Source organism: Micromonospora sp. RV43 (genome assembly GCF_001029515.1).
Lineage (GTDB): Bacteria > Actinomycetota > Actinomycetes > Mycobacteriales > Micromonosporaceae > Micromonospora > Micromonospora aurantiaca.
Genome location: NZ_LEKG01000122.1, coordinates 1 through 22,910 on the forward strand (window position 1 = coordinate 1; position 22,910 = coordinate 22,910).

Consider the following 22,910-nt stretch of genomic DNA (forward strand, 5'->3'; position numbering starts at 1 on the left):
GGGTGGCCCCGGGTGTGGGGCGCGGTGGGCGCTGCGTCAGGATGAGACCGATACGCAGGCACAGCCGAGGAGCTCACGATCGCCAGAAAGCCTCAACCCGAGGGCGGCCAGGCCCCCGTCGTCCAGCGGGTCCGTATCCGGTACGCCAAGCGTGGGCCGCTGCGGTTCACCTCGCACCGGGACTTCGCCCGGGCCTTCGAGCGCGCGCTGCGCCGGGCCGGCGTGCCGATCGCCTTCTCTCAGGGGTTCACCCCGCACCCGAAGATCTCGTACGCCTCGGCCGCCCCGACGGGAGTGGCGAGCGAGGCCGAGTACCTGGAGATCGGGCTCCGTGAGCCGGTCGACCCGGCACGGCTGCGTGAGGCGCTCGACGCCGCTCTCTCGCCCGGGCTCGACGTGCTCGACGCGGTGGAGGCCGTCGGCGGCAGCCTGGCGGACCGGATCGAGGCGTCGTACTGGCGGATCGAACTGCCCGAGGTCGACCCGAAGGTGCTCGCGGAGGCCGTGGCTGCCTTCACGGCTGCCGAGGAGATCCAGGTCGAGCGGATGACCAAGCAGGGGCGGCGTACCTTCGACGCCCGTGCGGCAGTGGTGTCGATCGATGCCATGGCTCCGGCTGAGACGCCTTCCGGGGCGGCGGCCGTACCGTGTGCGATACTCGAACTGGTCGTGCGGCAGGTCACCCCGTCCGTTCGGCCCGATGACGTCCTGTCCGGCCTCCGTGCGGTGGCCGCCCTGGAGCCGCCGGTCACCCCGAAGGTGATCCGGCTGGCGCAGGGCACGCTGACCGCGCAGGGCGAGATCGTCGATCCGTTGGAAGCGGATCGCGACGGGGCAACCATCGGAGAGCGCTGACCGTCGGTCAACGCTCTGGCAGGCAGACTTCGGCGGTCGCGCGTTTGCGCGCCCGGCGGAAACACCTTTGCGGCAACCCTGCGTGGCAGCGCTCACCCGCGCCCGGGGCGGCCAGAACTGGAGAACGTCCATGCTCGAGAACGAGCCCGAGGGCAGCGAACGGACCGGCGCAGAGCCGGCCGGGACGACCGCCGACAGCGCCACCACCGCCTCCGGCAGCGCCGCGAGCGCGACCTCTGCCGGCGCCGGGGGAGCCACCACGGAAGGCACCGTGGAGGGCGTCGCGGAGACCAAGCCGCCCGCCCGTAAGCGGGCCAGCCGCCGCAAGGCCGCTCCGCTGAACCAGCCGGAGCAGACCGACGCGCCGGTCGAGGCGTCCACAACGGTGACCGGCAGCGGCGAGTCGCCGCAGGCCGAGGTGCTCGCGCCGGTGGCCGGTGAGTTGGACACCGCGCCGAAGACCACCCGGCGGCGTCGTAAGGCGACGCCGGCGAAGGCGGTCGAGGAGCCGGTGGCCGCGGCCGGTGTGGAGGCCGCCTCGGAGGAGGTCGTGCCGCCGGTCAAGGTGACCCGGACCCGCCGTCGCAAGGCCACGCCGGCTGCCGAGACCGTCGCGCCGGACGAGACCACCGCCGCGGGGCAGGCGCCCGCGGACGGCGTGATCGACGGACCGGTCTCCGCGCCCGGTGGCGACCTGATCGCCGAGGGACGCGCCGACATCGACGGCGGCGAGACCGCCGCACCGGGCGAGGCCGTCACCGCGGGTACCGCCGCCGAGACTGCACCGCAGGCCCCCACCGGCCGGCGCAGGGCCACCACCAGCAGGACCAAGGCCGCCGGCGCCGGCAAGGCGAGCACCGGCGGCATCGGTGAGACCACCGGCGAGGACGCCGAGGCCGAGGCCGTGGCAGACGCGAGCGCCGCGGCTGCGCGTACCGAAGAGGTGAACCTGGCCCGCAGCGGCGGCCCGGCCGATGCGACGGGCGTCGTGTCGACGGGTGCCGCCGTGCCGCGCGCGGCCGAGGAGCCGGCCGAGACGCCGCCGGCCACCAGCCGCCGGCGTCGTGCCGCGCTCTCCGCGCCGACCGTCCTGTTCATGGCGCCGCAGCCCGACGAGGCGCCGGCCGTCCAGGTGACGTACCCGGCCGCCGAGGAGCCGATCGAGGAAGCGGTCGAGACCGGCCGGCGCCGCCGTCGCAGCCGCCGTGAGGTCGAGCCGGTCGAGGCCGAGGTCGAGCCGGAGGTCGCCGAGGAGGAGCTCGCCGCCGAGGCCGAGGAGACCGCCGAGGGGGACGAGGACGACGAGACGGCCGCGGGCCGGCGTCGCCGCCGCCGGGGCCGCCGGGGTCGTGGCCGGGGCAAGGGCGGCGCGGACGAGGCCGACGACGAGGACGTCGAGGAGCCCGCCGCGGCCGAGGCCGAGGGTGAGGCCGAGGAGCCGGCGGAGGACGAGGAGGCCGAGGGCGAGGGGATGACCCGTCGCCGTCGCCGTCGTCGCCGCCGGGGCGCCGGCGAGGCGGACACCGCCGCCGAGGACGGCGTGCCGACCGTCGTCAAGATCCGTGAGCCGCGCAAGCCGGTCGACGAGGTGCAGGGTGTCTCCGGCTCGACCCGGCTGGAGGCCAAGCGGCAACGCCGGCGGGACGGCCGCGAGCAGCGGCGTACGCGGCCGCCGATCCTGAGCGAGTCGGAGTTCCTGGCCCGCCGCGAGGCGGTGGACCGGGTGATGGTGGTCCGCCAGCGCGGCGACCGCACCCAGATCGCGGTGCTCGAGGACGGCGTGCTCGTGGAGCACTACGTCACGCGGAACTCGTCCGGCACGATGGCCGGAAACGTCTACCTGGGCAAGGTCCAGAACGTCCTGCCGAGCATGGAGGCGGCCTTCGTCGACATCGGGCGCGGGCGCAACGCGGTCCTGTACGCCGGTGAGGTCAACTGGGACGCCACCGGCCTGGAGGGCCGGGCCCGCTCGATCGAGCAGGCGCTGCGCTCCGGCGACTCGGTCCTGGTGCAGGTGACCAAGGACCCGATCGGGCACAAGGGCGCGCGGCTGACCAGCCACATCGCGCTCTCCGGCCGGCACCTGGTCTACGTGCCCAACGGCAACGCCTCCGGGATCAGCCGCAAGCTGCCCGACACCGAGCGCAAGCGGCTGCGGGACGTGCTGAAGAAGCTGGTGCCGGACGGCGCCGGGGTGATCGTCCGGACCGCGGCCGAGGGTGCCAGCGAGGACGAGCTGGCGCGCGACGTCAAGCGGCTCCAGGCGCAGTGGGAGGACATCCAGGCCAAGGCGACCGAGGGCGGCGCTCCGGTGCTGCTCTACGAGGAGCCGGACCTGGTCATCCGCGTGGTCCGGGACCTCTTCAACGAGGACTTCCGCGAGCTGGTCATCGAGGGCGAGCCCGCGTACGACCTGGTCGAGTCGTACCTGTCGCACGTGTCGCCGGACCTGGTGGCGCGGCTGCGCCGGCACGCCGGGGTGGCGGACGTGTTCGCCGAGTACCGGATCGACGAGCAGATCCTCAAGGGGCTGGACCGGAAGGTCTTCCTCCCCTCGGGCGGCTCGCTGGTGATCGACCGCACCGAGGCGATGACTGTCGTCGACGTCAACACCGGCAAGTACACCGGCTCCGGGGGCAACCTGGAGGAGACGGTCACCCGCAACAACCTGGAGGCGGCCGAGGAGATCGTGCGTCAGCTGCGGCTGCGCGACCTCGGCGGCATCGTGGTGATCGACTTCATCGACATGGTGCTGGAGTCGAACCGGGAGCTGGTGCTGCGCCGGCTCACCGAGTGCCTCGGCCGGGACCGTACGAAGCACCAGGTCACCGAGATCACCTCGCTCGGCCTGGTGCAGATGACCCGTAAGCGCATCGGCGCGGGCCTGCTGGAGGCGTTCAGCGAGACCTGCGAGTGCTGCAAGGGCCGGGGCGTGATCATCCACACCGAGCCGGTGCCGGAGAAGCCGCGCGGCGGGGCGGGGGAGAAGGTCAAGGCGGTCGCCTCGGCGGTCGCCGCGCCGGCCGAGGAGAAGGGCCGCCGCCGGGGCCGCAAGGCCGCCGCGGAGAAGCCCGCGGTGGAGGCCGCGCCGGAGCAGCCCTCCGCGCAGCCGCAGGCAGTCACCGAGACGCCGGCCGCCCCGGAGCGGACCGTCGCCGAGGTGGTCGAGACCGACGACGACTACTACGACACCCAGGGCTACGACCTGTCCCGGTTCGAGACGGACACGCCCGCCGCCCCGGCGATCGCGGACAGCCAGGAGGGCGACTCGGCCCGGCTGGCCGCCGCCGACGACCCGGACGCGATCGGTGACGGAGACAACGACGACGACAGCGGCGCCCCGCGCCGGCGGGCGCGCCGTGGTGGTGCCCGGCGGCGTACGCGGCCGTGAGGCTTTAGCGCGCTGACCTGCGCGAACAGGGCCCCCGATCCGCCGGGAAGAGGCGGGGCGGGGGCCCTGTCGTGTCCGTCGAGCAGGGCGGAGAGGCACCGACCGGCAGCCCGGTTTGGGGGGCGGGCCGGGTATGGCGTACGCTTGCCTGCGGCGCACTTTGGTGTGCCGAGTTCCCGCGTGCCCGCGCCGCCGGTGTCACGGCTCCCGGCGAGACGCCGTGGGAACGACCGTCGACGGTGTGACAGCCGGCAACGGTGCAATAGACGCCAGCAGCCTCAACGACAGGGAGTCCGCCTCCGATGTACGCGATCGTCAAGACCGGCGGCAAGCAGTACAAGGTCGCCGAGGGCGACGTGATCGAGGTCGAGAAGCTCGCCGGTGCCCCCGGCGACGCGGTGAAGCTCACCGCGGTGCTCCTCGTCGACGGTGACGACCTGGTGACCGAAGCGGCGAAGCTCGCCAAGGTCGCGGTGTCCGGCGAGATCGCCGCGCACACCAAGGGCCCGAAGATCCGGATCCACAAGTTCAAGAACAAGACCGGCTACCACAAGCGCCAGGGTCACCGCCAGCCGCTGACCCAGGTCAAGGTGACCGGCATCTCCAGCGGGAAGTAGGTCGTCCTCCAATGGCTCACAAAAAGGGTGCGTCCAGCTCGCGTAACGGCCGTGACTCCGCGGCCCAGCGGCTCGGCGTGAAGCGCTTCGGTGGTCAGGTCGTCAGCGCGGGTGAGATCCTCATCCGTCAGCGTGGCACCAAGTTCCACCCCGGTGACCTGGTCGGCCGTGGCGGCGACGACACGCTGTTCGCGCTGGCCGCCGGCTCGGTGCAGTTCGGCACCAAGCGCGGTCGCAAGACCGTCAGCATCGTGCCTCAGCAGTAGTTCTGTAAGCGTTGCGGGCCGCGGACCTCGAGTCCCGGCCCGCTTCGCTTTTCCCCGTGCGGGGCGGACCCCGCTGGAAGGATTGGCGTCGTGACGACGTTCGTTGACCGGGTCGTCCTGCACATGCAGGCCGGCGACGGCGGGCACGGCTGTGTCTCGATCCACCGGGAGAAGTTCAAGCCGTTCGGCGGGCCGGACGGCGGCAACGGCGGCCACGGCGGCAGCGTGTCGCTGGTGGTCGACCCGCAGGTCACCACGCTGCTCGACTTCCACTTCCGGCCGCACCTGAAGGCCGAGAACGGCAAGGGCGGCGCCGGCTCGAACCGGGACGGCGCCAACGGCCGTGACCTGGTCATCAAGGTGCCGAACGGCACCGTCGTGCAGAGCCTCGACGGCGAGGTGCTGGCCGACCTGGTCGGCGTCGGCACCACGTTCGAGGCGGCCCGGGGCGGCCGGGGCGGGCGCGGCAACGCCTCGCTGGCGAACGCCCGCCGCAAGGCGCCGGGCTTCGCCGAGCTGGGTGAGCCCGGCGACCGGCTGGACGTCGTGCTGGAGCTCAAGAGCGTCGCCGACGTGGGCCTGGTCGGCTTCCCGTCGGCGGGCAAGTCGTCGCTGATCTCGGTGATCTCCGCGGCCAAGCCGAAGATCGCCGACTACCCCTTCACCACGCTGGTGCCCAACCTGGGCGTGGTGCGGGTGGACAACCACACCTTCACCGTCGCCGACGTGCCGGGCCTGATCCCGGGCGCGGCCAGCGGCAAGGGCCTGGGCCTGGAGTTCCTCCGCCACGTCGAGCGCTGCGCCGTGCTGGTGCACGTGATCGACACCGCGACGCTGGAGCCCGGCCGCGACCCGCTCGCCGACATCGACGCCATCGAGTCGGAGCTGTCCCAGTACGGCGGCCTGGCCGACCGGCCCCGGCTGGTCGCGCTCAACAAGGTCGACGTGCCGGACGGCAAGGACCTCGCCGACATCGTCCGCCCCGACCTGGAGGCGCGCGGCCTGCGCGTGTTCGACGTCTCGGCCGCCACCCGGGAGGGCCTGCGGGAGCTGACGTACGCGATGGCGGAGCTGGTCGACCAGGGCCGCCGGGCCGCCCCACCGGCCGAGCCGACCCGGATCGTGATCCGCCCGAAGGCGGTCGACGACGCCGGCTTCACCATCGAGGCCGAGCCGGACGGCTCGTACACGGTGCGCGGCAGCCGGCCGGAGCGCTGGGTGAAGCAGACCAACTTCGACAACGACGAGGCAGTGGGTTACCTGGCCGACCGGCTGGCCCGCCTCGGCGTCGAGGAGAAGCTCGCGAAGGCCGGCGCGCAGGCTGGTGACCTGGTGCGCATCGGCGACCGGGAGTTCGACTGGCAGCCGACGCTCTACGCCGGTGTCGACTTCGTGCCCGGTAACCGGGGCACCGACGTACGGCTGGAGGAGAAGTCGAACCGTCCGTCGGCGTCCGACCGGCTGGCGGCCCGCAAGGCCCGCCGGGTCCGGCCGGAGGACGAGGTCGAGGCCGCGCCCGCGGCGGAAGCGGACGCCGAGTAGCCGTTTGCGGGTCGGTGGCGGGAAACCTGCGCGAAATCCGGCCGATCTAGCGTACGGGCATGTTGATCGAGTCCCGTCCCGCCACCGATCCGGAGATCGCCGCGCTCGTCGTCGCCCAGCAGCGTGAGCTGCGCGACGCGGACGGCGGGCTGGACGGGCAGGTCACAGTCGTGCACACCGACATCCACTACCTGGCCGCCGTGGTGGGCGGCCGGGCGGTCGGCTGCGGCGGCCTCCAGGCGCTCGACGCCGACACCGGCGAGCTGAAGCGGATGTACGTGCGGCCGGCGTACCGGGGGCGGGGCATCGCCCGGCAGTTGCTCGTGGCGCTGGAGGAGCTGGCGTTCCAGCAGGGGCACCGCACTGTGTGCCTGGAGACGGGCACCTACCTGCCGGCCGCGATCGGGCTCTACCGGTCCAGCGGTTACGAGCCGATCCCGGTCTACGGCGAGTACGTGGACAACCCGTACAGCGTCTGCTTCGCCAAGCGGCTGCCGGTGGCGGCCTGACGCTCAGGCGCTCGTCTGCGCGTGCGGCGCGGTGACCGGCTTCGACTCGGGGCTGGCGTGCTGGCGCAGCACGATGCTGAGCAGGATCAGCACGCCCACGGCGAGGAACTCGCTCTGCCAGTTCTGCATCGACTGGAACCAGAAGTCGCTGGTGCCGAGGAACTGCCACGCGCTGATCGGGGCGGCGCCGCTCTCCAGCGCCTGCTCCTGGTTGTAGGCGGCCACGCCGCCGAACAGGTGCCCCAGGAACGCGCCCCCGAAGATCATCAGAAGTGCGATGGCCAGGCTGTTCCGGTAGACCACGAGCGGCAGCCCGCCGGCGCGTACCGGCCACGGTGAATCGGGGCGGGCGTGGTCGCGGTTGTCCTCCGGCCGGTCCGTCTGGTCCTCCGGCTTCGACTCGGCCGAGCCCTTCTGCACCAGGTACGCGGTGAGCAGCACGTAGCCGCCCATCTGGAGGAACTCCGACTCCCAGTTCTCGAACACCGCCTCGGCGAAGTGCCCGGTGCCGAGATAGGCCCACCAGCTCAGCGGCTCGGCGCCGTACCGGCTCAGCTCCTCGTTGTGCACCTGCCAGCCGAACACGCTCTGGAGCAGCAGGAAGACCAGGAACGCGCCGAGCATGGCGACCGAGAGCATGTTGTCGCGCAACCACCGTGGCATCGCCGGACCTCCTCGACCCGCTCGCGGTTGCCCTCCTGCCCGACGTCGGGCCGGGGCAAACGCCGCACCGGCGTGTCGCGCCTGGTCAGGGGCGGTCGAAGGGGGCCTCCACCCGGGTGCCGGTGCCGAGGTTGTTGTTCAGCAGCAGGCCGGCGGCGAGCATGCCGAAACCGAGGGCCAGGTGCAGCCAGTTGTCGGCGTCGTTCACCGGTACGAAGTTGACCGAGGTGTCCCGGTCGATGGCGAAGCCGTACAGCCACAGCACCAGGTAGAGCGCGCCGCCGCCGGCCAGGAAGACCCGCGCGCCGGCCAGCCGCCGGGACATCACCAGACCGACCAGCCCGAACAGCAGGTGCACCAGGTTGTGCAGCACCGACACCTGGAACACCCCGAGCAGCTTCGCCTCGGAGTGGTGCCCGGCGAACGTCATCTCGCCGTAGTGCGTGGTGATGCCGGGCACGAAGCCGAGCACGCCGATCAGCGCGAAGAGAGCCGCCGCCGCGAGGGCTACCTTCTGCACCGCAGGCCGGGCGGACGCGTGTTCGCGCACGTCACGTGCCATCCCTGTCACCCCCGTGGAACTCGCCGCCGCCCCGGGCGGGCAGGCACCTCATTGTCTGATCGGGGCGGGCCGGTCCCGCAGAGAATTCACGAATCAGGCATGGAGCCGCCGACCTGGGGTAGGGCACTTGTCACGCGGAAACAAATCTGCGTACCCCCCGAAGACACCCGCTGGGAAGTACGAGCGGAAGGGACACCATGACTCAGGATCTTTCCCCCAGTTCGGCCACGTACCAGTCGACGAACGGTGGTGGCGGTGTGCGTGACCAGGCCCGCCAGGTCGGCTCCGACGCCGCGAACGCGGGCGGCGCCGTCGCGCAGACCGCCAAGGAGCAGGGCCGGGAGGTGGTGGGCGAGGCCAAGCGGCAGGCCCGCGACCTCTACGGCGAGACCCGCAGCCAGGTCACCGCGCAGGCCGGTCAGCAGCAGCAGCGCGCCGCCAGCGGACTGCGGTCGCTCGCCGACGAGATGCGCACCATGGCGCAGCAGGGTGGCGGCTCCGGGCCGGTCACCGAGCTGGCCCACCAGGCGGCCGAGCGCGTGCACGGCGTGGCCGGCTGGCTGGAGCAGCGCGAGCCGGGCGACCTGCTCAACGAGGTGAAGACCTACGCCCGCCGCAACCCCGGCACGTTCCTCGTCGGGGCGGCGCTGCTCGGCGTGGTCGCCGGGCGGCTCACCCGCAACATCGCCGCGATCGGCGACGACAGCACGGCGCGGCCGGCGTACGACCCGGACCGCACCGCCGTCATCCCGACCGCCCGTGAGGTGCCGGACCAGGTGCCGCCGGGCGGCTACCTCGACCCGACGCCGGGCAGCTACGCCGAGCCGGACCCGGGCTACTCCGCGCCGGGCGCGACCTACCCGGCCGGCGGCGCCCCGAACACCTGGGCCGACCCGGCGGGTGGCACCGGTCAGCCGCTGCCGCCGCCGGAGCGCACCGACCCGCTGCCGGGTGTCCCGTCGACCGGCGCTCCCCGCCCGTGACCGGCCGCAGCGGCAGAAGGGAGGCGACGGCATGACCGTACCCACGCAGGACCCCGGCTATCAGGCGGCTGGTGCCCCGCCCCACGCCGACGAGGTGCGCGGCAGCTCGCTCGGCGACCTGATGCGCCAGGTCACCACCGACCTGTCCACGCTGATGCGCCAGGAGGTCGAGCTGGCCAAGGCGGAGATCCGCCAGGAGGGCAAGAAGGCGGGCAAGGCCGCCGGACTGTTCGGCGGCGCCGGCTTCGGCGGCTACATGGTGGCGCTCTTCGTCTCGATCGCGATCTGGCAGTTCCTCGACAACGTCATGGACTCCGGGCTGGCCGCGCTGATCGTGGCCGTCATCTGGGCCGCTGTCGCGGCGGTCCTGTACTCGATGGGCAAGAAGAACGCCGAGCGGATCCGCGGCCTGAAGCAGACCAACGACAGCGTGCAGCGCATCCCCGACGCGCTCAAGCCGCACCCGGAGGGAGTCATCCGATGAGCACCGATCCCGAGCAGATCCGCCGCGAGATCGAAGCCACCCGCAACAACCTCAGCTCGGACGTGGACGCCCTGGCGTACAAGGTCAGCCCGAGCCGCATCGTCGACGACCGCAAGCAGCGTGTGCGCAGCGCGCTGACGAACGTGAAGGACAAGGTGATGGGAACCGCTTCGGACCTCGGCCACAGCACCGGCCACGCCGCCCACTCGGTGGGCGACCACGCCTCCTCGATGGCCTCCTCCGTGGGCGACAAGGCGCAGTCCGCCGCCGCCACGGTGAGCGACGCGGCCCACCGGGCGCCGCAGGTGGTGCGGCGCAAGTCCGAGGGCAACCCGATCGCCGCCGGCGTGATCGCCTTCGGCGTCGGCATGCTGGTCTCCTCGCTGATCCCGGCCACCCGCCGCGAGCAGCAGGTCGCCGCGCAGGTCAAGGAGAAGGCCGCCGAGCACGGCGGGGTGGTGAAGGAGAAGCTGGGCGAGGTCGCCGGTGAGCTGAAGGAGGAGCTGCGCGAGCCGGCGCAGCACGCCGCCGAGTCGGTGAAGGCCACCGCGCAGGACGCCGCGCACACCGTCAAGGACGACGGCCGCGCCGCCGCCCACGACGTCCGGCACAGCGCCGAGCAGGTGCGGTCCTGAAGGTCCGCGCTCTCGGTTGGGAAGGGCCCCTTCTTATCGCCAGGCGATAAGAAGGGGCCCTTCCTTACACCTCGGCGCGCAACGGTGGGGGCAGCGCCCCGGTCTCCACCCAGAGCACCAGATCGTCGGGGCGGCGCCGCGTCATCCGCCGGCGCAGGACACGTGTGGGGTGGGCCGCCGTCCGCATCCGGGCGCCCGCGTAGGGCACGCCGCCGCGCAGCCGCCGGCCCACCGCCAGCCAGGCGCACAGGCCGCGTTCCAGCACCCAGGCGGGAGCCGCCAGGCTGGTGTGCGCCGGGAAGACCCGGGCGCCGCCGGCCCGTCGCCGGCCCAGCTCCGCCACTGCCACGGTCGCCAGTCCGGCGCGCAGCAGCAGCAGCAGCCCGGGCCGGCGGGTGGCGAGCGCGACAGCCGTCGCCGGCAGCACCGCCAGCGCGGCGAGCAGCCACACCGGCCGGGCCGTCTCGTCGTACGCCTGGCGGACGCGCTGCCCGAGGAAGTGCGCGGCGGCGGGCGGTAGCCGCCGCACGTACAGCCACGCCGGGGTGGCGGTGCTGCCGCCGTACGCGCGCACGGTGCGGACCAGCTCCAGGTTCTCGAAGAGCACGTCGGGGTCGTAGCCGCCCATCGCCAGGAACGTGCTCCGCCGCACCCCGAGCGTGCCCGGCCAGTCCCCGCCGAACACGCGGGCCAGCAGCGTCCGGCCGGTGTCCCACCAGGCGTGCCAGGGCAGCGGGTCGAAGTGGTTCTGCGGGCGGACCAGGTCCACCCCGTCCAGCAGTTGGTGCACCGCGCACAGGGCCGCCCGGTCGTACCGGACGTCGTCGTCGGCGATCACCACGTGCTCGTGCCGGGCCAGCGCGACGCCGGTGAGTACGCCGAGCACCTTGCCGTTGCGCCCGCGCAGCGCCGGGTCCGGCGGCACGTGCCGGACCAGCCCGCGCCAGGCTTCGGCGTGCCGGGCGAACAGCTCCGGCGCCGATCCGTCGACCACCACCACGTCGACCCACCGGCTCAGCTCGCGCAGGTACCCGGTCAGCTCGTCCAGGCCGCCGTCGTCGTGGGCGCGCAGCGGCAGGACGTACGCCATCGGCAGCCGGACCGGCGCGGACGCGGCGCCCTCGTCGCGTGGCGGCGCGGCGGTCGGTCGGGTCATGTCGTCTCCCCTCTTGCCGGGTGACGCGACTTGCCCGGAATGCGGCTGCTGAAACCGTTTCGGGCGGGCTGTGTCGGGTAGCGCAGCCGGATATCGCGGCCGGCGAGATCGACCCCGGCTTGGCCCGGTTCAGCGCGGCGGGCGTACCCCACCGGCCGGGCGTGCGCCGTCGGCCGGGCGTACCCCGTCGAGCACCAGCCCGGCGGGCGGCAACGCCGGCATGGAGCCGAGGTCGAGCGCCAGGTCCTGCGGCGGTACGCGGTAGCTCATCGCGCCGGTCAGGTTCGTCACCGCCCGCTTCATCAGCTCGATCGTGATCCACTCACCGGCGCAGCGGTGGCCGGTGTAGTGGTCTCCGCCGCCCTGCGGGACCAGGCCGAACGGGTCGTCGCGCCAGCCGGCGAAACGCTCCGGGCGGAACCGTTCCGGCTCGGGCCACACGTCGGGGTGGTGGTTCGTGCCGTACAGGTCGAGCAGCACCCGCCGGCCCTGCGGGAACGCGTACCCCCGCCACTGGAACGAGCGGCGTACCCGGGCCGCGGCGACCGGGAAGAACGGGTAGTAGCGGCGTACCTCCTGCACGAACTGCTCGGTCGCGGCATCGTCGCCGGGTAGCCGGTCCCGCCAGTGCGGGTGGTCGTGCAGCGCCAGCGCGGCGAAGACCACGTACCGGTCCACGGCGACGGTGGGGCGCAGCACGTTCAGCAGCTCCACGGCGGCGATCCGGCGGGGCAGCGGCAGGCCCCGTTCGTCCCGGTGCCCGGCCACGACCGCCAGCGCGCTGCCCTCCGGGGCGGGCACCGCGCCCGCGCGTACCCGCTCGATCAGGTCGCCGGCCCAGCGTTGCGCGTGCCGGCGGCCGAACCGTCCGCGCCAGTGCCGGGGGCCCAGCGCGGCCGGCGCCTCGATCATCGCGTGCATCTCGGCGGTGCGGCGCGGCACGTCGGCCTCGGCCAGCGGCACCCCGGCCCAGGCCCAGACCGTACGGGTCAGGATCTTTCCCACCTCGTCGTAGAGCACCACCGGGCCGCCCTCGGCCCAGACCGGGATCCGGGCCCGCCACTGCTCGTCGAAGATCTCCCCGAGGCGGCGGATCGCGGCCGGCGTCATGATCGACATGAACATCGCCTTGCGGACCAGGTGGGCCTGCCCGTCGAGGCCCTGCACGCCGCCGACGCCGGTGAGCGTGCGCTGCCCGCGCATCGGCATGGCGCCGCGCCGGACGAACCGCTCCTCGTCGTAGAACAGCTCGGCGGCCTCCCGGCCGCGCAGGCAGATCGTCGGCTCCAGCAGCAGCCGGGTCTGGAAGACGTCGGTGCCGAGGCGGTCGCAGCGGTCGCCGACGAAGCGGTAGCCCTCCCGGAGGAACGCCAGCGTGCTGTCCGGGCTCCGGTCGCTCGGCATGGTGCTCATCTCGGCTGCTCCTGACGCGGTTCGGCGGCGCTGCCTACCTACCCGGGGCGGCGCGGCCGAACCCTCCATTCCAGCAGCTCCGGCCCCGTGGGGGAGGGGCCGGCCACGCGAGCCGGTGCTGGCCCCTCCCCGGGCACGGAAAAGCTGGTTGGCTCGGGTTCGCGGACCGGCGGCGACCGGCCCGCCGCCCGCCGCCGCGACGTCCGGCGGGCGTCACCGACCACGGGGGAGGGCACCGATGCGTGACGACAGGGCGGCACGACGGCGCCGCGAGGCACCGGCCCGGCTGCGCGGCGACGGCCGCGACGGGCCGCTGATCGGCACGCCCCGGCGCGCCGCCGGCCGCCCGCCGCGTTACTTCACCGTGCACCTGGGCTTCGCCGCCACCGATCCCGCCGTCGCGCGGGAGCAGGCCGTGGCGTACGCCGAAGCACTCGGCCTGCTCCGCCCGGAGCTGGCGCTCGGCGCGGCGGCGCTGTCCCCGGCGGACGCCTGGCACCGCGCCGAGCGGCTGTTCTGCGACGCCGCCGGGCCCGACGGCGAGCGCTGCGCCGACGTGGCCGGTCACCCCGGCTTCCACCACGCGCCCGGTCCGGGCGGCCTCGGCTGGGGCGACGGTGACTGAGGCGCGCTCAGTCCAGGTCGAACTCGCCGTCCTGGGCGCCCGCGACGAACGCGTCCCACTCGGCCTGCGTGAAGACCAGCACCGGCCCGTCCGGCTCGGCGGAGTTGCGCATACCGATCAGGTCGTCGACGAAGGCCACTTCGACCGCTCCCTCGGAGGTGTCGCCCTCAGCCCGCTGCCAAACCGCCCGGGAGAGGTCGAAATCGCCCTTGGGGTGCTGACCCATCGCTGTTCCTCCATCGCCATGCGTAACGAGACGGCCCGAGCGGACCTCATCGGGCAGGATAAGCGGATGCCGAGCCTCACCCGTGCAGAGGCGACCGCGCGCCGCGCGTCGATCACCGTCGAGTCCTACGATGTGGACCTCGATCTGACCGGCGACGCCGAGCGGTTCCGCTCCGCCGTCACCATCCGGTTCCGGGCCACCCCCGGCGCCGAGACCTTCGTCGACGTCAAGCCGCGCCGACTCCTCGCCGCCCGCCTCAACGGCCGCGCCCTCGACCCGGCCCTGCTGGCTGGCGACCGGCTGCCGCTGACCGGCCTGGCCGCGACGAACACGCTCACCGTCGAGGCCGAGATGGCCTACTCCAACACGGGCGAAGGGCTGCACCGTTTCGTCGACCCGGCCGACGGCGAGACCTACCTCTACGCGATGTCCTTCCTGGACGACGGGCCGCGCATCGTCGCCGCGTTCGACCAGCCCGACCTGAAGGCGCCGGTGACGCTGACGGTCACCGCGCCGCCGGAGTGGACTGTCGCCGCCAACGGGCCGCTCGCCGACCGCCCCGCGCCCGGGCGCTGGGAGTTCGCCACCACCGAGCCGCTGGCCACCTACTTCGTCTCGCTGATCGCCGGGCCCTGGCACGTGCTGCGCGCGGAGCACGACGGCATCCCGCTCGGCCTCTACTGCCGGCGTTCGCTCGCGGCCCACCTGGACGCCGACGCCGAGGAGATCTTCACCGTCACCCGGCAGTGCTTCGACCGCTTCCACGAGCTGTTCGCCGAGCGCTACCCGTTCGGCAAGTACGACCAGGCGTTCGTGCCCGAGTTCAACGCCGGCGCGATGGAGAACCCGGGCCTGGTCACGATCCGCGACGACTACGTCTTCCGCTCCGCCGTCACGGACACCCAGCGGGAGCTGCGCGCCACCACCATCGCCCACGAGATGGCGCACATGTGGTTCGGCGACCTGGTCACCATGAGCTGGTGGGACGACCTCTGGCTCAACGAGTCCTTCGCCGAATACCTGGGCACCCGGGTCACCGCCGAGGCGACCCGGTTCGACCGGGCGTGGACCACGTTCGCGAGCCGCCGCAAGGCGTGGGGCTACACCGCCGACCAGCGTCCCTCCACCCACCCGGTGGCACCGGAGGAGGTGGCCGACGCCGCGCAGGCGCTGCTCAACTTCGACGGCATCTCGTACGCCAAGGGCGCCAGCGTGCTGCGCCAGCTCGTCGCCTGGCTCGGTGACGAGGCGTTCCTGGCCGGGCTGAACGCCCACTTCGCGGCGCACCGGTTCGGCAACGCCACGCTCGCCGACCTGCTGGCCGCCCTGGGTACGGCGAGCGGCCGCGACCTGGACGGCTGGGCGGAACGCTGGCTGCGCCGCGCGCAGGTGAACACGCTGCGGGTCGACACCGCTGTGGACGCCGACGGGCGGTGGACCGAGGTGGCGATCGTGCAGACCGCCCCGGCGAGCCACCCGGTGCAGCGGCCGCACCGCATCGGGGTGGCCCACCACACCGCCAACGGCCCGGCGTACCGGTTCGAGGTCGACCTCGAACCCGACGCCGACGGCGGTCGCACGCCGCTGCCGGAGCTGGTCGGGCGGCCCGCCACCGGGCTCGTGCTGCCGAACGCCGGTGACCTGACGTTCGCCAAGATCCGCCTCGACCCGGCCTCGGCGGACGCGGTGCCGCTGCTGCTGCCGGGGCTCGACGACCCGCTGGCCCGGGCGCTGCTCTGGGCCGAGACGCTGGACGCGGTCACCGACGGGGAACGGCCGGCCGGCGCGCTCGCCGGGCTGATCGCGGCGGCGCTGCCCGCCGAGACCGAGGTGACGATCGTCGAGGACGTGCTGCTGCTCAGCCGCCGGCTGATCGACCGCTACCTCGGCCCGCTCGCCCGGGACGCGGCGCTGCTGCGGGTGGCGACCGCCTGCGGGGCGCTGCTCGACTCGGCGCCCGCTGGCGGCTCCCTGCAACTGGCGGCGGTCCGGGGTCTGATCGGCGCCACCACCGACACGGCCATGCTGACCGGCTGGCTCGCCGGCAAGGACGTGCCGCCGGGGCTCGCGGTCGACGCCGACCTGCGCTGGGCGGTGCTGCGCCGGCTCGTGGTGCTCGGTGCCGCCGGTGCGCCGGAGATCGACGCCGAGGCGGACGGCGACCGCAGCGCCACCGGCGCCGAGCAGGCCGCCGCGTGCCGGGCCGCGCTGCCCGACGCCGACGCGAAACGGGCCGCCTGGGAGATCGTCACCCGCAGCACCGAGCTGTCCAACCGGCTCGTCGAGGCGACCGCCGAGGGCTTCTGGCAGCCCGAGCAGGCCGAGCTGACCGCCGGGTACGTGGAGCGCTACTTCACCGACATGCCGGCGGCGGCGCGTCTGCGTACCGCGTGGGTGGCCGACGCGGTCACGGTGGCCGCGTACCCCCGCTACGCCGTGTCGCAACCCACCCGGGAGATGGCCGCGGCGCTGCTGGCCCGCGACGACCTCACGCCCGGCCTGCGGCGATGGGTGACCGACCTGGACGACGACATGCGCCGGGCGCTCGTGGCCCGGACGGCTGTGGCCGCCGCGTCGGCCTGACCGGGGCACGCCGGGCGGGCTGATCCGCTCGGCGTGGCCGACCCCGCCCGGGCCCGTCCGGCGCGCGGCCTACGATCGCTGGGTGGAGGAAGACATCCGGCGGGTCGGCATCATGGGCGGCACGTTCGACCCGATCCACCACGGGCACCTGGTGGCGGCGAGCGAGGTGGCCGACCGGTTCGGCCTGGACGAGGTCGTCTTCGTGCCGACCGGGCAACCGTGGCAGAAGGCGGAGGAAGCGGTCACCCCGGCCGAGGACCGCTACCTCATGACGGTGATCGCCACCGCCTCCAACCCGCGTTTCCAGGTGAGCCGGGTCGACATCGACCGGGGCGGTCCCACCTACACCGTCGACACGCTGCGCGACCTGCACGCCGAGTACGGCCCGAAGGCGCAGCTGTTCTTCATCACCGGCGCGGACGCCCTGGAGCGCATCCTCTCCTGGAAGGACCTGGACGAGGCGCTCGAACTGGCCCACTTCATCGGCGTGACCCGGCCCGGCTTCGAACTCACCGACAAGCACCTCCCGGCCGACTCGGTGAGCCTGGTGCAGGTGCCCGCGATGGCCATCTCCTCGACCGACTGCCGCGCGCGGGTCGCCCGGGGGGAGCCGGTGTGGTACCTGGTGCCCGACGGTGTGGTGCAGTACATCGCGAAACGGCGTCTCTACCAGCGGTGATTCGCGCCCGTACGTCCCGTTTCATGCCTGAAATCGACCAGAACTGACAAGTCGGCACACCGCCGGGTGTGAGAGGCTTGGTGGGTCGCACGGTTGATCGAAGGAGAACGGTGACAGTTTCCGAACGCGCGCACGAGCTGGCGATGGCCGCCGCCCAGGCCGCGGCCGACAAGAAGGCACAGGACATCGTCATCATCGACGTGGGCGACCAGCTCGCGATCACCGACGCGTTCCTGCTGGCCGCCGCTCCGAACGAGCGTCAGGTGCTCGCCATCGTCGACGCCATCGAGGAGCGCCTGCTGGAGCTGCCGGAGAAGGCCAAGCCGGTGCGCCGCGAGGGCGAGCGGGGTGGCCGCTGGGTGCTGCTCGACTACGTCGACATCGTGGTCCACGTCCAGCACACCGAGGAGCGCGAGTTCTACGCGCTCGACCGGCTCTGGAAGGACTGCCCGCAGATCCCGTTCACCGATCGCGACCTGGCCGACTCGGCCGCCGGCACCGCCACCGCGGAATGACCCGCCTGATCATCTGGCGGCACGGCAACACCGACTGGAACGCCGCGAGCCGGGTCCAGGGTCAGACCGACGTGCCGCTCAACGACCTCGGCCGGGAGCAGGCCCGCGCCGCGGCGCCGGTGCTGGCCGCGCTGCGCCCGGACGCGATCGTCGCCAGCGACCTGCGCCGGGCCGCCGACACCGCCGCCGCGCTCGCGGCGCTGACCGGGCTGCCGGTCCGCTCCGACGCCCGGCTGCGCGAACGGCACTTCGGCCAGTGGCAGGGCCTCACCCTGACCGAGGTGGCCGAGCGGTTCCCCGACGAGTACGCCCGCTGGCGGGCCGGCGACCCCGACCCCGGCGCCGGCATCGAGCCCCTGGGCGACCTGGGCGCCCGGCTCGGCGCCGGGTTCCAGGACGCGGCCGACCTGGCCACCGGCGGCACCGTCGTGGTGACCACCCACGGCGGCGGCGCCCGGCAGGGCGTCGGGCACCTGCTCGGCTGGGACCACACGGTGCTGCGCAGCCTCGGCTCGCTGGCGAACTGCCACTGGACCGAGCTGCGCCACGACGACGTCCGGGGCTGGCACCTGCGCGCACACAACGTCGGCCTGATCACCCAGCCGGCGCTCACCGACGCGGTCTGACACCTCCGGCCCCGGCACGTCACAGCGCCATCGGCTAGCGTGCCGGTCATGCCCGTCGCGGTCGTCACCGACTCCACCGCCTACCTGCCCCCCGACCTGGTCCGCGCACGCGGGCTCACAGTCGTCCCGCTCACAGTCGTCCTCAACGGCGCGGAAGGGCTGGAGGGCGTCGAGACCTCCCCGGCCGACGCCACCCGCGCGCTGAGCGGCCGGCGGGTCTCGGTGAGCACGTCCCGGCCCGCGCCCGAACAGTTCGCGCAGGTCTACCGCGCGCTGCTCGCCGAGGGCGCCGACGGCGTGGTGTCGGTGCACCTGTCCGCCGAACTGTCCGGCACCGTCGAAGCCGCCCGGCTGGCCGCCGCCGAGGTCGGCGACGACCGCGTCACAGTCGTGGACAGCCGATCCACAGGCATGGGCCTCGGCTTCCCGGCGCTCGCCGCCGCCGCGGCCGCCGCGCGGGGCGCCGACCTGACCGGGGTACGCGACGCGGCGCTGGACGCGGTCGCCCGTACCACCATCTACTTCTACGTCGACACGCTGGAGTTCCTGCGCCGGGGCGGCCGGATCAACGCGGCCGAGGCGCTGCTCGGCACCGCCCTCTCAGTCAAGCCGATCATGCACATGCCGGACGGCGCGATCGTGGTCAAGGACAAGGTCCGTACCGCCAGCCGGGGCGTGGCACGTCTGGTCGACCTCGCAGTCGAAGCGGCAGGCGACGCCCCTGTGGACATCGCGGTGCACCACCTCGCCGCGCCGCAGCGGGCCGAGCAGTTGCTGGCGGCGCTGACCGAGCGGCTGGGCGACCGCCTGCGCGACACGTACGTCACCGAGGCCGGAGCCGTCGTCGCCGCCCACGCCGGACCCGGGTTGGCCTGCGTGGTGGTTCACCGCCGCACGCCCTAGGGTGGCCGGATGAGCCTGCTGTCGTACGTCGTCACCGGCGGCGGGCGCGGCGTCGGGCGGGCCGTCGTCGAACGGCTGGCCGCCGACGGTGGCACAGTGGTCGTGGTCGAGCGGGACACCGGCGCGCTGGACTGGCTGGCCCGGCATCCGCTCGCCGACCGGCTGCACGCCGTGACCGGGGACGCCGGCGACGAGACGGTCACCGGCCGGGCCGCCGACCGCGCCGAGGCGTACGCGCCGCTGGCCGGCTGGGTCAACAACGCCGCCGTCTTCCGCGACGCCGACCTGCACCGTGCGCCCGCGGGCGAGGTCGTCGACCTGATCGCGCTCAACCTGCGCCCCGCCGTGGCCGGGGCCGCCACCGCCGTACGCCGGTTCCTTGCGGCTGGGACCGGCGGCGCGATCGTCAACGTCTCCTCCCACCAGGCCCGCCGGGCGGTGCCGGGCGCCCTGCCGTACGCCACCGCGAAGGCCGCGCTGGAGGGCCTGACCCGGGCGCTCGCCGTCGACTACGGTCCCCGCGGAATCCGCGCCAACGCGGTCGCGCTCGGCTCCATCCACACCGAACGGCACGCCGCCTACCTCGCCGGGCTCGACCCGGAGGAGGCGGCGCACGTCGACGCGGAGATGGCCCGTCTGCACCCGGCCGGCCGGATCGGGCGTACCGACGAGGTGGCCGAGGTGGTCGCGTTCCTGCTCTCCGACCGCGCCTCGTTCGTCAACGGCGCGACGGTGCCGGTCGACGGGGGACGGGCGGTGCTCGGGCTGGACCCGGAGGCACGTTGACGTGACCACGCCCGCCGCCGGCGATCCGTCACCCGGGCACACTTAGCAGAGTCGGGGCTTGATCGGGTGGCTGTCCACAGTGCCCGTGCTGTCCACAGGCGAGGACTCACCGGCCGATGCGGGTCGAGTGGTCGCCGTAGCGTCCCGAGCCGTGCCAGACGACGAGGAGACGACGGTACGGCGGCGGCTCGCCCGGCTGTTCGGGTTCACGGATGCCGCTGCTGTTCCGCCGATCCCCGCTGACAGCTTGGGCGAGTCGGGCAGGGCGGAGCGGTCCTCGCGGCGGCCGGGGCCGTCCCTGTCCGGGTCCGGCAGCGTGTCCGGGTCCGGCAGCGTGTCCGGTCTCGGCCGCGTCTCCGGGCCCGCTCGCGTGTCCGGTCTCGGGGAAGCCGGGCCGGTCTTCGGGGCCGGTGCCGGCGCCGGGCCCGCCCTCGGCGTCCCCTGGCCCGATCTCCGAGCTCGGCCCGGGCCTGCTACGGACGAGATCGAGCCGGTTCCCGGCCTGCGCCCCGGCTTTCCAGAGCACGACAGCGGGCGGGAGCATTCGTTCGGGACGGAGCCGGCCCCCGCCGATCCGGACGCCGACGGCATAGGCGACGTTCCGGCAACCGAGCGTGGGCTCGCGTCGCGGCTGCCCGGCCCCGGGGCGTTCGATCCCGGCCGCCGGGGCGTACGCGCGCTCGCGGCGGTGGCCGCAGTGGTGGTCGTGGCGGCTGCCGTCTGGGCGTGGCGCGCGCGTCCCAGCGCCGAGCCCGTCCAGCCGGTCGCGGCCTCCTCCGAGGCGCCGGTGAGTGCCACGACCGGCGCGGTTCCCGGAGCGCCGATGTCGGCGGGCTCACCCGGTCAGGTGGTCGTCGCGCTGGCCGGCAAGGTCCGGCGCCCCGGCCTCGTCCGCCTGCCGGCCGGCGCGCGGGTGGCCGACGCGATCGAGGCGGCGGGCGGTGCGCTGCCCGGCGTCGACGTGGCGCTGCTCAATCCCGCCCGCAAGGTCACGGACGGGGAGCTGATCCTGGTCGGCGTCACCGCCCCACCCGGGCAGGCCGCACCCGGCCCGGCGGCGGGCGGCGGTGCGCCGGGCGGCTCGGCGGCGCCCGCCGGCCCGGTCAACCTCAACACCGCGACGCTGGCCCAGCTCGACGCGCTACCGGGCGTCGGCCCGGTGCTCGCGCAGCGGATCCTCGACCACCGGGACCGCAACGGCGGGTTCCGGTCCGTGTCCGACCTGCGGCAGGTCGACGGCATCGGCGACGCCCGGTACGAGCAGCTCAAGGAACTGGTGACGGTGTGACCGCCCGACACGGACCGCGCCGGGCGCCGGATCGCCCCGGCCTCGCCGGTGAGAGCGTCCCGGATCGAGTGGGTGCTGCGGCGATCGGCGCGGAGCGGGTGCTGCCCGGCGCTGCGGCGGGTGGTGAGCGTGGCCGGGGCGTTTCCGCAGCCTCCGGCACCACCGACGGTAAGGCGCCGGACCGCGACGTGCCCGACCTGCGGCTGGCCGGACTGGCGGTGGCCGCGTGGCTCGCCGCGTTGGCCGGGCTGCACCTGAGTGTCCGGTCGACCGTGTGGGTGGCCGCTGTCGCCGCCGCGCTGGCTCTGCTCACGGGCCTGCACCTGGGCGGCGTGCTGGGCCGGCCGAGCGCGACTGCCCGCCGCTACGGCTGGATCGCGGTCGCCGTGCTGCTCGGTGTGCTCTGCGGCGCGGCGGCCACCGGCGCGCGGGTCGCGGTCCGCGACGCCGCCCCGATCCGCGCGCTCGTCACCGACCGCGCCCCGGTCACCGCCGAGCTGGTGCTGCGCGACGATCCCCGCCCGGTACGCGGCGCGCCCGGCCGGCAACCGATGCTGCTGGTCCGCGTGGATCTGATCCGGCTCGCCGGCCCCGGCGGTGCCCGCGTCACCGGCCCCGTACGCGCGCTGGTGCTCGCCACCGACCCGGCCTGGCGTCCACTGCTTCCCGGGCAGCGGGTCACCAGCCGGGGGAGGCTGGCCGCCCCGCGCGGCGGTGACCTGACCGCCGCCGTGCTCTCCACCGCCGACCCGCCCACGCTGCGCGGCGACGCGTCGTGGCCGCAACGAGCGGCAGGGGTGCTGCGGGCCGGGCTGCAACGGGCCTGCGAGCCGCTGCCCGATGCGCCGGGCGGGCTGCTGCCGGGTCTGGTGGTGGGCGACACCAGCCGGCTGCTGCCGGAGGTGGAGGAGGACTTCCGGGCCACCGGGATGACGCATCTCAACGCGGTGTCCGGCTCCAACGTGGCGATCGTCGTCGGAGCGGTGCTGCTGCTGGCCCGCTGGGCGCGCGCCGGCCCGCGTACCGCCGCCGTGCTCTGCGTCCTCGCGCTCGTCGGGTTCGTCATCCTGGTGCGGCCCTCGCCGAGCGTGGTGCGTGCCGCCGCGATGGGCGCGATCGGGCTCGCCGCGCTCGCCGCCGGGCGGTCCCGGTCGGCGCTGCCTGCGCTCGCCACCGCTGTCACCGGGCTGGTCCTGTACGACCCGGACCTCGCGGGCGACCCGGGTTTCGCGTTGTCGGTCTGCGCCACCGGGGGACTGCTGCTGCTCGCGCCGGGATGGCGGGACGCGTTGCGGCGCCGGGGCGTACCGGCCGGGCTCGCCGAGGCGCTCGCGGTGCCTGCCGCCGCGCAACTGGCCTGCGGCCCGGTGATCGCCGGACTGTCCGCGACGGTGAGTCTGGTGGCGGTACCGGCGAACCTGCTCGCGGTGCCGGCCGTCGCGCCGGCCACCGTACTCGGCGTGCTGGCGGCGGTGCTGTCGCCGCTGTGGCCGGGCGGCGCGGAGTTCCTCGCCTGGCTGGCGAGCTGGCCGGCGCGCTGGCTGGTGGCGGTGGCCGCGTACGGGGCGGACCTGCCGGCCGGGAACCTACCGTGGGCGGGTGG

General features: G+C 74.3%; 23 protein-coding genes. 18 read left to right on the forward strand and 5 right to left on the reverse strand.

The genetic code is table 11. The features are described from left to right. Positions 1 to 135: 135 nt before the first annotated feature. The 6 genes from ABD52_RS25395 to ABD52_RS25420 all read left to right on the forward strand — a co-directional run bounded on the left by ABD52_RS25395 (position 136) and on the right by ABD52_RS25420 (position 7,180). Positions 136 to 855, forward strand: coding sequence for a TIGR03936 family radical SAM-associated protein (locus tag ABD52_RS25395; RefSeq protein WP_082171387.1), 720 nt, complete (start codon positions 136 to 138; stop codon positions 853 to 855). 130 nt (positions 856 to 985) lie between these two features. Beyond that, positions 986 to 4,246 carry an Rne/Rng family ribonuclease gene (locus ABD52_RS25400; protein WP_047893485.1) on the forward strand — a complete coding sequence of 1,087 codons (3,261 nt, stop codon included), beginning with the start codon at positions 986 to 988 and terminating at the stop codon, positions 4,244 to 4,246. Positions 4,247 to 4,548: 302 nt separating this feature from the next. After that, entirely contained in the window at positions 4,549 to 4,863 is a 315-nt protein-coding gene (gene rplU, locus ABD52_RS25405) for a 50S ribosomal protein L21 (protein ID WP_013288011.1), read from the forward strand. 11 nt (positions 4,864 to 4,874) lie between these two features. Next, positions 4,875 to 5,129 carry a 50S ribosomal protein L27 gene (rpmA, locus tag ABD52_RS25410; RefSeq protein WP_013288010.1) on the forward strand — a complete coding sequence of 85 codons (255 nt, stop codon included), beginning with the start codon at positions 4,875 to 4,877 and terminating at the stop codon, positions 5,127 to 5,129. 90 nt (positions 5,130 to 5,219) lie between these two features. Then, complete coding sequence (gene obgE, locus ABD52_RS25415) at positions 5,220 to 6,671, forward strand: GTPase ObgE (protein WP_013288009.1); 1,452 nt, start codon at positions 5,220 to 5,222, stop codon at positions 6,669 to 6,671. 59 nt (positions 6,672 to 6,730) lie between these two features. Next, positions 6,731 to 7,180 (forward strand): GNAT family N-acetyltransferase, encoded by a 450-nt coding sequence (locus ABD52_RS25420; protein WP_013475503.1) that lies wholly within the window; start codon positions 6,731 to 6,733, stop codon positions 7,178 to 7,180. A 3-nt stretch (positions 7,181 to 7,183) separates the two neighbouring features. On the opposite strand, the gene ABD52_RS25425 is transcribed toward ABD52_RS25420, so the two are convergent. Together ABD52_RS25425 and ABD52_RS25430 are read right to left on the reverse strand one after the other, a co-directional pair. Then, a complete protein-coding gene (locus ABD52_RS25425) occupies positions 7,184 to 7,843 on the reverse strand; it encodes a DUF6766 family protein (protein ID WP_047893486.1) in 660 nt (219 codons plus the stop codon). Between the two features lie 85 nt (positions 7,844 to 7,928). After that, entirely contained in the window at positions 7,929 to 8,393 is a 465-nt protein-coding gene (locus tag ABD52_RS25430) for a DUF4383 domain-containing protein (RefSeq protein WP_176739879.1), read from the reverse strand. A 209-nt stretch (positions 8,394 to 8,602) separates the two neighbouring features. Between ABD52_RS25430 and ABD52_RS25435 the strand changes: the two genes are divergently transcribed. Genes ABD52_RS25435 through ABD52_RS25445 form a run of 3 tightly spaced genes read left to right on the forward strand, consistent with a single transcriptional unit; the run spans position 8,603 to position 10,507 of the window. After that, positions 8,603 to 9,388: a hypothetical protein gene (locus ABD52_RS25435; RefSeq protein ID WP_013288005.1), complete on the forward strand. Its 786-nt coding sequence runs from the start codon at positions 8,603 to 8,605 to the stop codon at positions 9,386 to 9,388. Between the two features lie 31 nt (positions 9,389 to 9,419). Continuing rightward, complete coding sequence (locus tag ABD52_RS25440) at positions 9,420 to 9,872, forward strand: phage holin family protein (RefSeq protein ID WP_013288004.1); 453 nt, start codon at positions 9,420 to 9,422, stop codon at positions 9,870 to 9,872. Continuing rightward, on the forward strand, positions 9,869 to 10,507 hold the full coding sequence (locus ABD52_RS25445; RefSeq protein ID WP_013288003.1) for a DUF3618 domain-containing protein: 639 nt from the start codon (positions 9,869 to 9,871) through the stop codon (positions 10,505 to 10,507). Before ABD52_RS25440 ends, ABD52_RS25445 begins: the two co-directional genes overlap by 4 nt. A gap of 64 nt (positions 10,508 to 10,571) precedes the next feature. Here the strand turns inward: ABD52_RS25445 and ABD52_RS25450 are convergent, their stop codons facing one another. Beyond that, the gene (locus ABD52_RS25450) at positions 10,572 to 11,663 is read right to left on the reverse strand and encodes a glycosyltransferase family 2 protein (RefSeq protein ID WP_047893488.1); all 1,092 of its coding nucleotides are present in this window, start codon (positions 11,661 to 11,663) and stop codon (positions 10,572 to 10,574) included. Positions 11,664 to 11,792: 129 nt separating this feature from the next. Beyond that, positions 11,793 to 13,076 (reverse strand): cytochrome P450, encoded by a 1,284-nt coding sequence (locus ABD52_RS25455; RefSeq protein WP_047893489.1) that lies wholly within the window; start codon positions 13,074 to 13,076, stop codon positions 11,793 to 11,795. A 238-nt stretch (positions 13,077 to 13,314) separates the two neighbouring features. On the opposite strand from ABD52_RS25455, the gene ABD52_RS25460 reads away from it, so the two are divergent. Further along, positions 13,315 to 13,701: a hypothetical protein gene (locus ABD52_RS25460; protein ID WP_047893490.1), complete on the forward strand. Its 387-nt coding sequence runs from the start codon at positions 13,315 to 13,317 to the stop codon at positions 13,699 to 13,701. A 7-nt stretch (positions 13,702 to 13,708) separates the two neighbouring features. On the opposite strand, the gene ABD52_RS25465 is transcribed toward ABD52_RS25460, so the two are convergent. Further along, positions 13,709 to 13,927 (reverse strand): DUF397 domain-containing protein, encoded by a 219-nt coding sequence (locus ABD52_RS25465; RefSeq protein WP_013287999.1) that lies wholly within the window; start codon positions 13,925 to 13,927, stop codon positions 13,709 to 13,711. 66 nt (positions 13,928 to 13,993) lie between these two features. Between ABD52_RS25465 and pepN the strand changes: the two genes are divergently transcribed. From pepN to ABD52_RS25505, 8 genes are all read left to right on the forward strand, one after another. Next, the gene (pepN, locus tag ABD52_RS25470) at positions 13,994 to 16,510 is read left to right on the forward strand and encodes an aminopeptidase N (protein WP_047893491.1); all 2,517 of its coding nucleotides are present in this window, start codon (positions 13,994 to 13,996) and stop codon (positions 16,508 to 16,510) included. Between the two features lie 82 nt (positions 16,511 to 16,592). Further along, positions 16,593 to 17,189, forward strand: a complete 597-nt coding sequence (gene nadD / locus ABD52_RS25475) for a nicotinate-nucleotide adenylyltransferase (RefSeq protein ID WP_013475510.1) — start codon at positions 16,593 to 16,595, stop codon at positions 17,187 to 17,189. 110 nt (positions 17,190 to 17,299) lie between these two features. After that, positions 17,300 to 17,704: a ribosome silencing factor gene (rsfS, locus tag ABD52_RS25480; RefSeq protein WP_013287996.1), complete on the forward strand. Its 405-nt coding sequence runs from the start codon at positions 17,300 to 17,302 to the stop codon at positions 17,702 to 17,704. Beyond that, positions 17,701 to 18,330 (forward strand): histidine phosphatase family protein, encoded by a 630-nt coding sequence (locus ABD52_RS25485; RefSeq protein ID WP_047893492.1) that lies wholly within the window; start codon positions 17,701 to 17,703, stop codon positions 18,328 to 18,330. The genes rsfS and ABD52_RS25485 overlap by 4 nt, the downstream gene beginning before the upstream one ends. Before the next feature lie 48 nt (positions 18,331 to 18,378). Beyond that, on the forward strand, positions 18,379 to 19,233 hold the full coding sequence (locus ABD52_RS25490) for a DegV family protein (RefSeq protein WP_013287994.1): 855 nt from the start codon (positions 18,379 to 18,381) through the stop codon (positions 19,231 to 19,233). A 9-nt stretch (positions 19,234 to 19,242) separates the two neighbouring features. After that, positions 19,243 to 20,019, forward strand: a complete 777-nt coding sequence (locus ABD52_RS25495; protein ID WP_047893493.1) for an SDR family NAD(P)-dependent oxidoreductase — start codon at positions 19,243 to 19,245, stop codon at positions 20,017 to 20,019. A 484-nt stretch (positions 20,020 to 20,503) separates the two neighbouring features. Further along, a complete protein-coding gene (locus ABD52_RS25500; protein ID WP_191971118.1) occupies positions 20,504 to 21,307 on the forward strand; it encodes a ComEA family DNA-binding protein in 804 nt (267 codons plus the stop codon). A 188-nt stretch (positions 21,308 to 21,495) separates the two neighbouring features. Then, a partial coding sequence (locus ABD52_RS25505; protein ID WP_047893496.1) for a ComEC/Rec2 family competence protein occupies positions 21,496 to 22,910 on the forward strand: 1,415 nt, incomplete at its 3' end.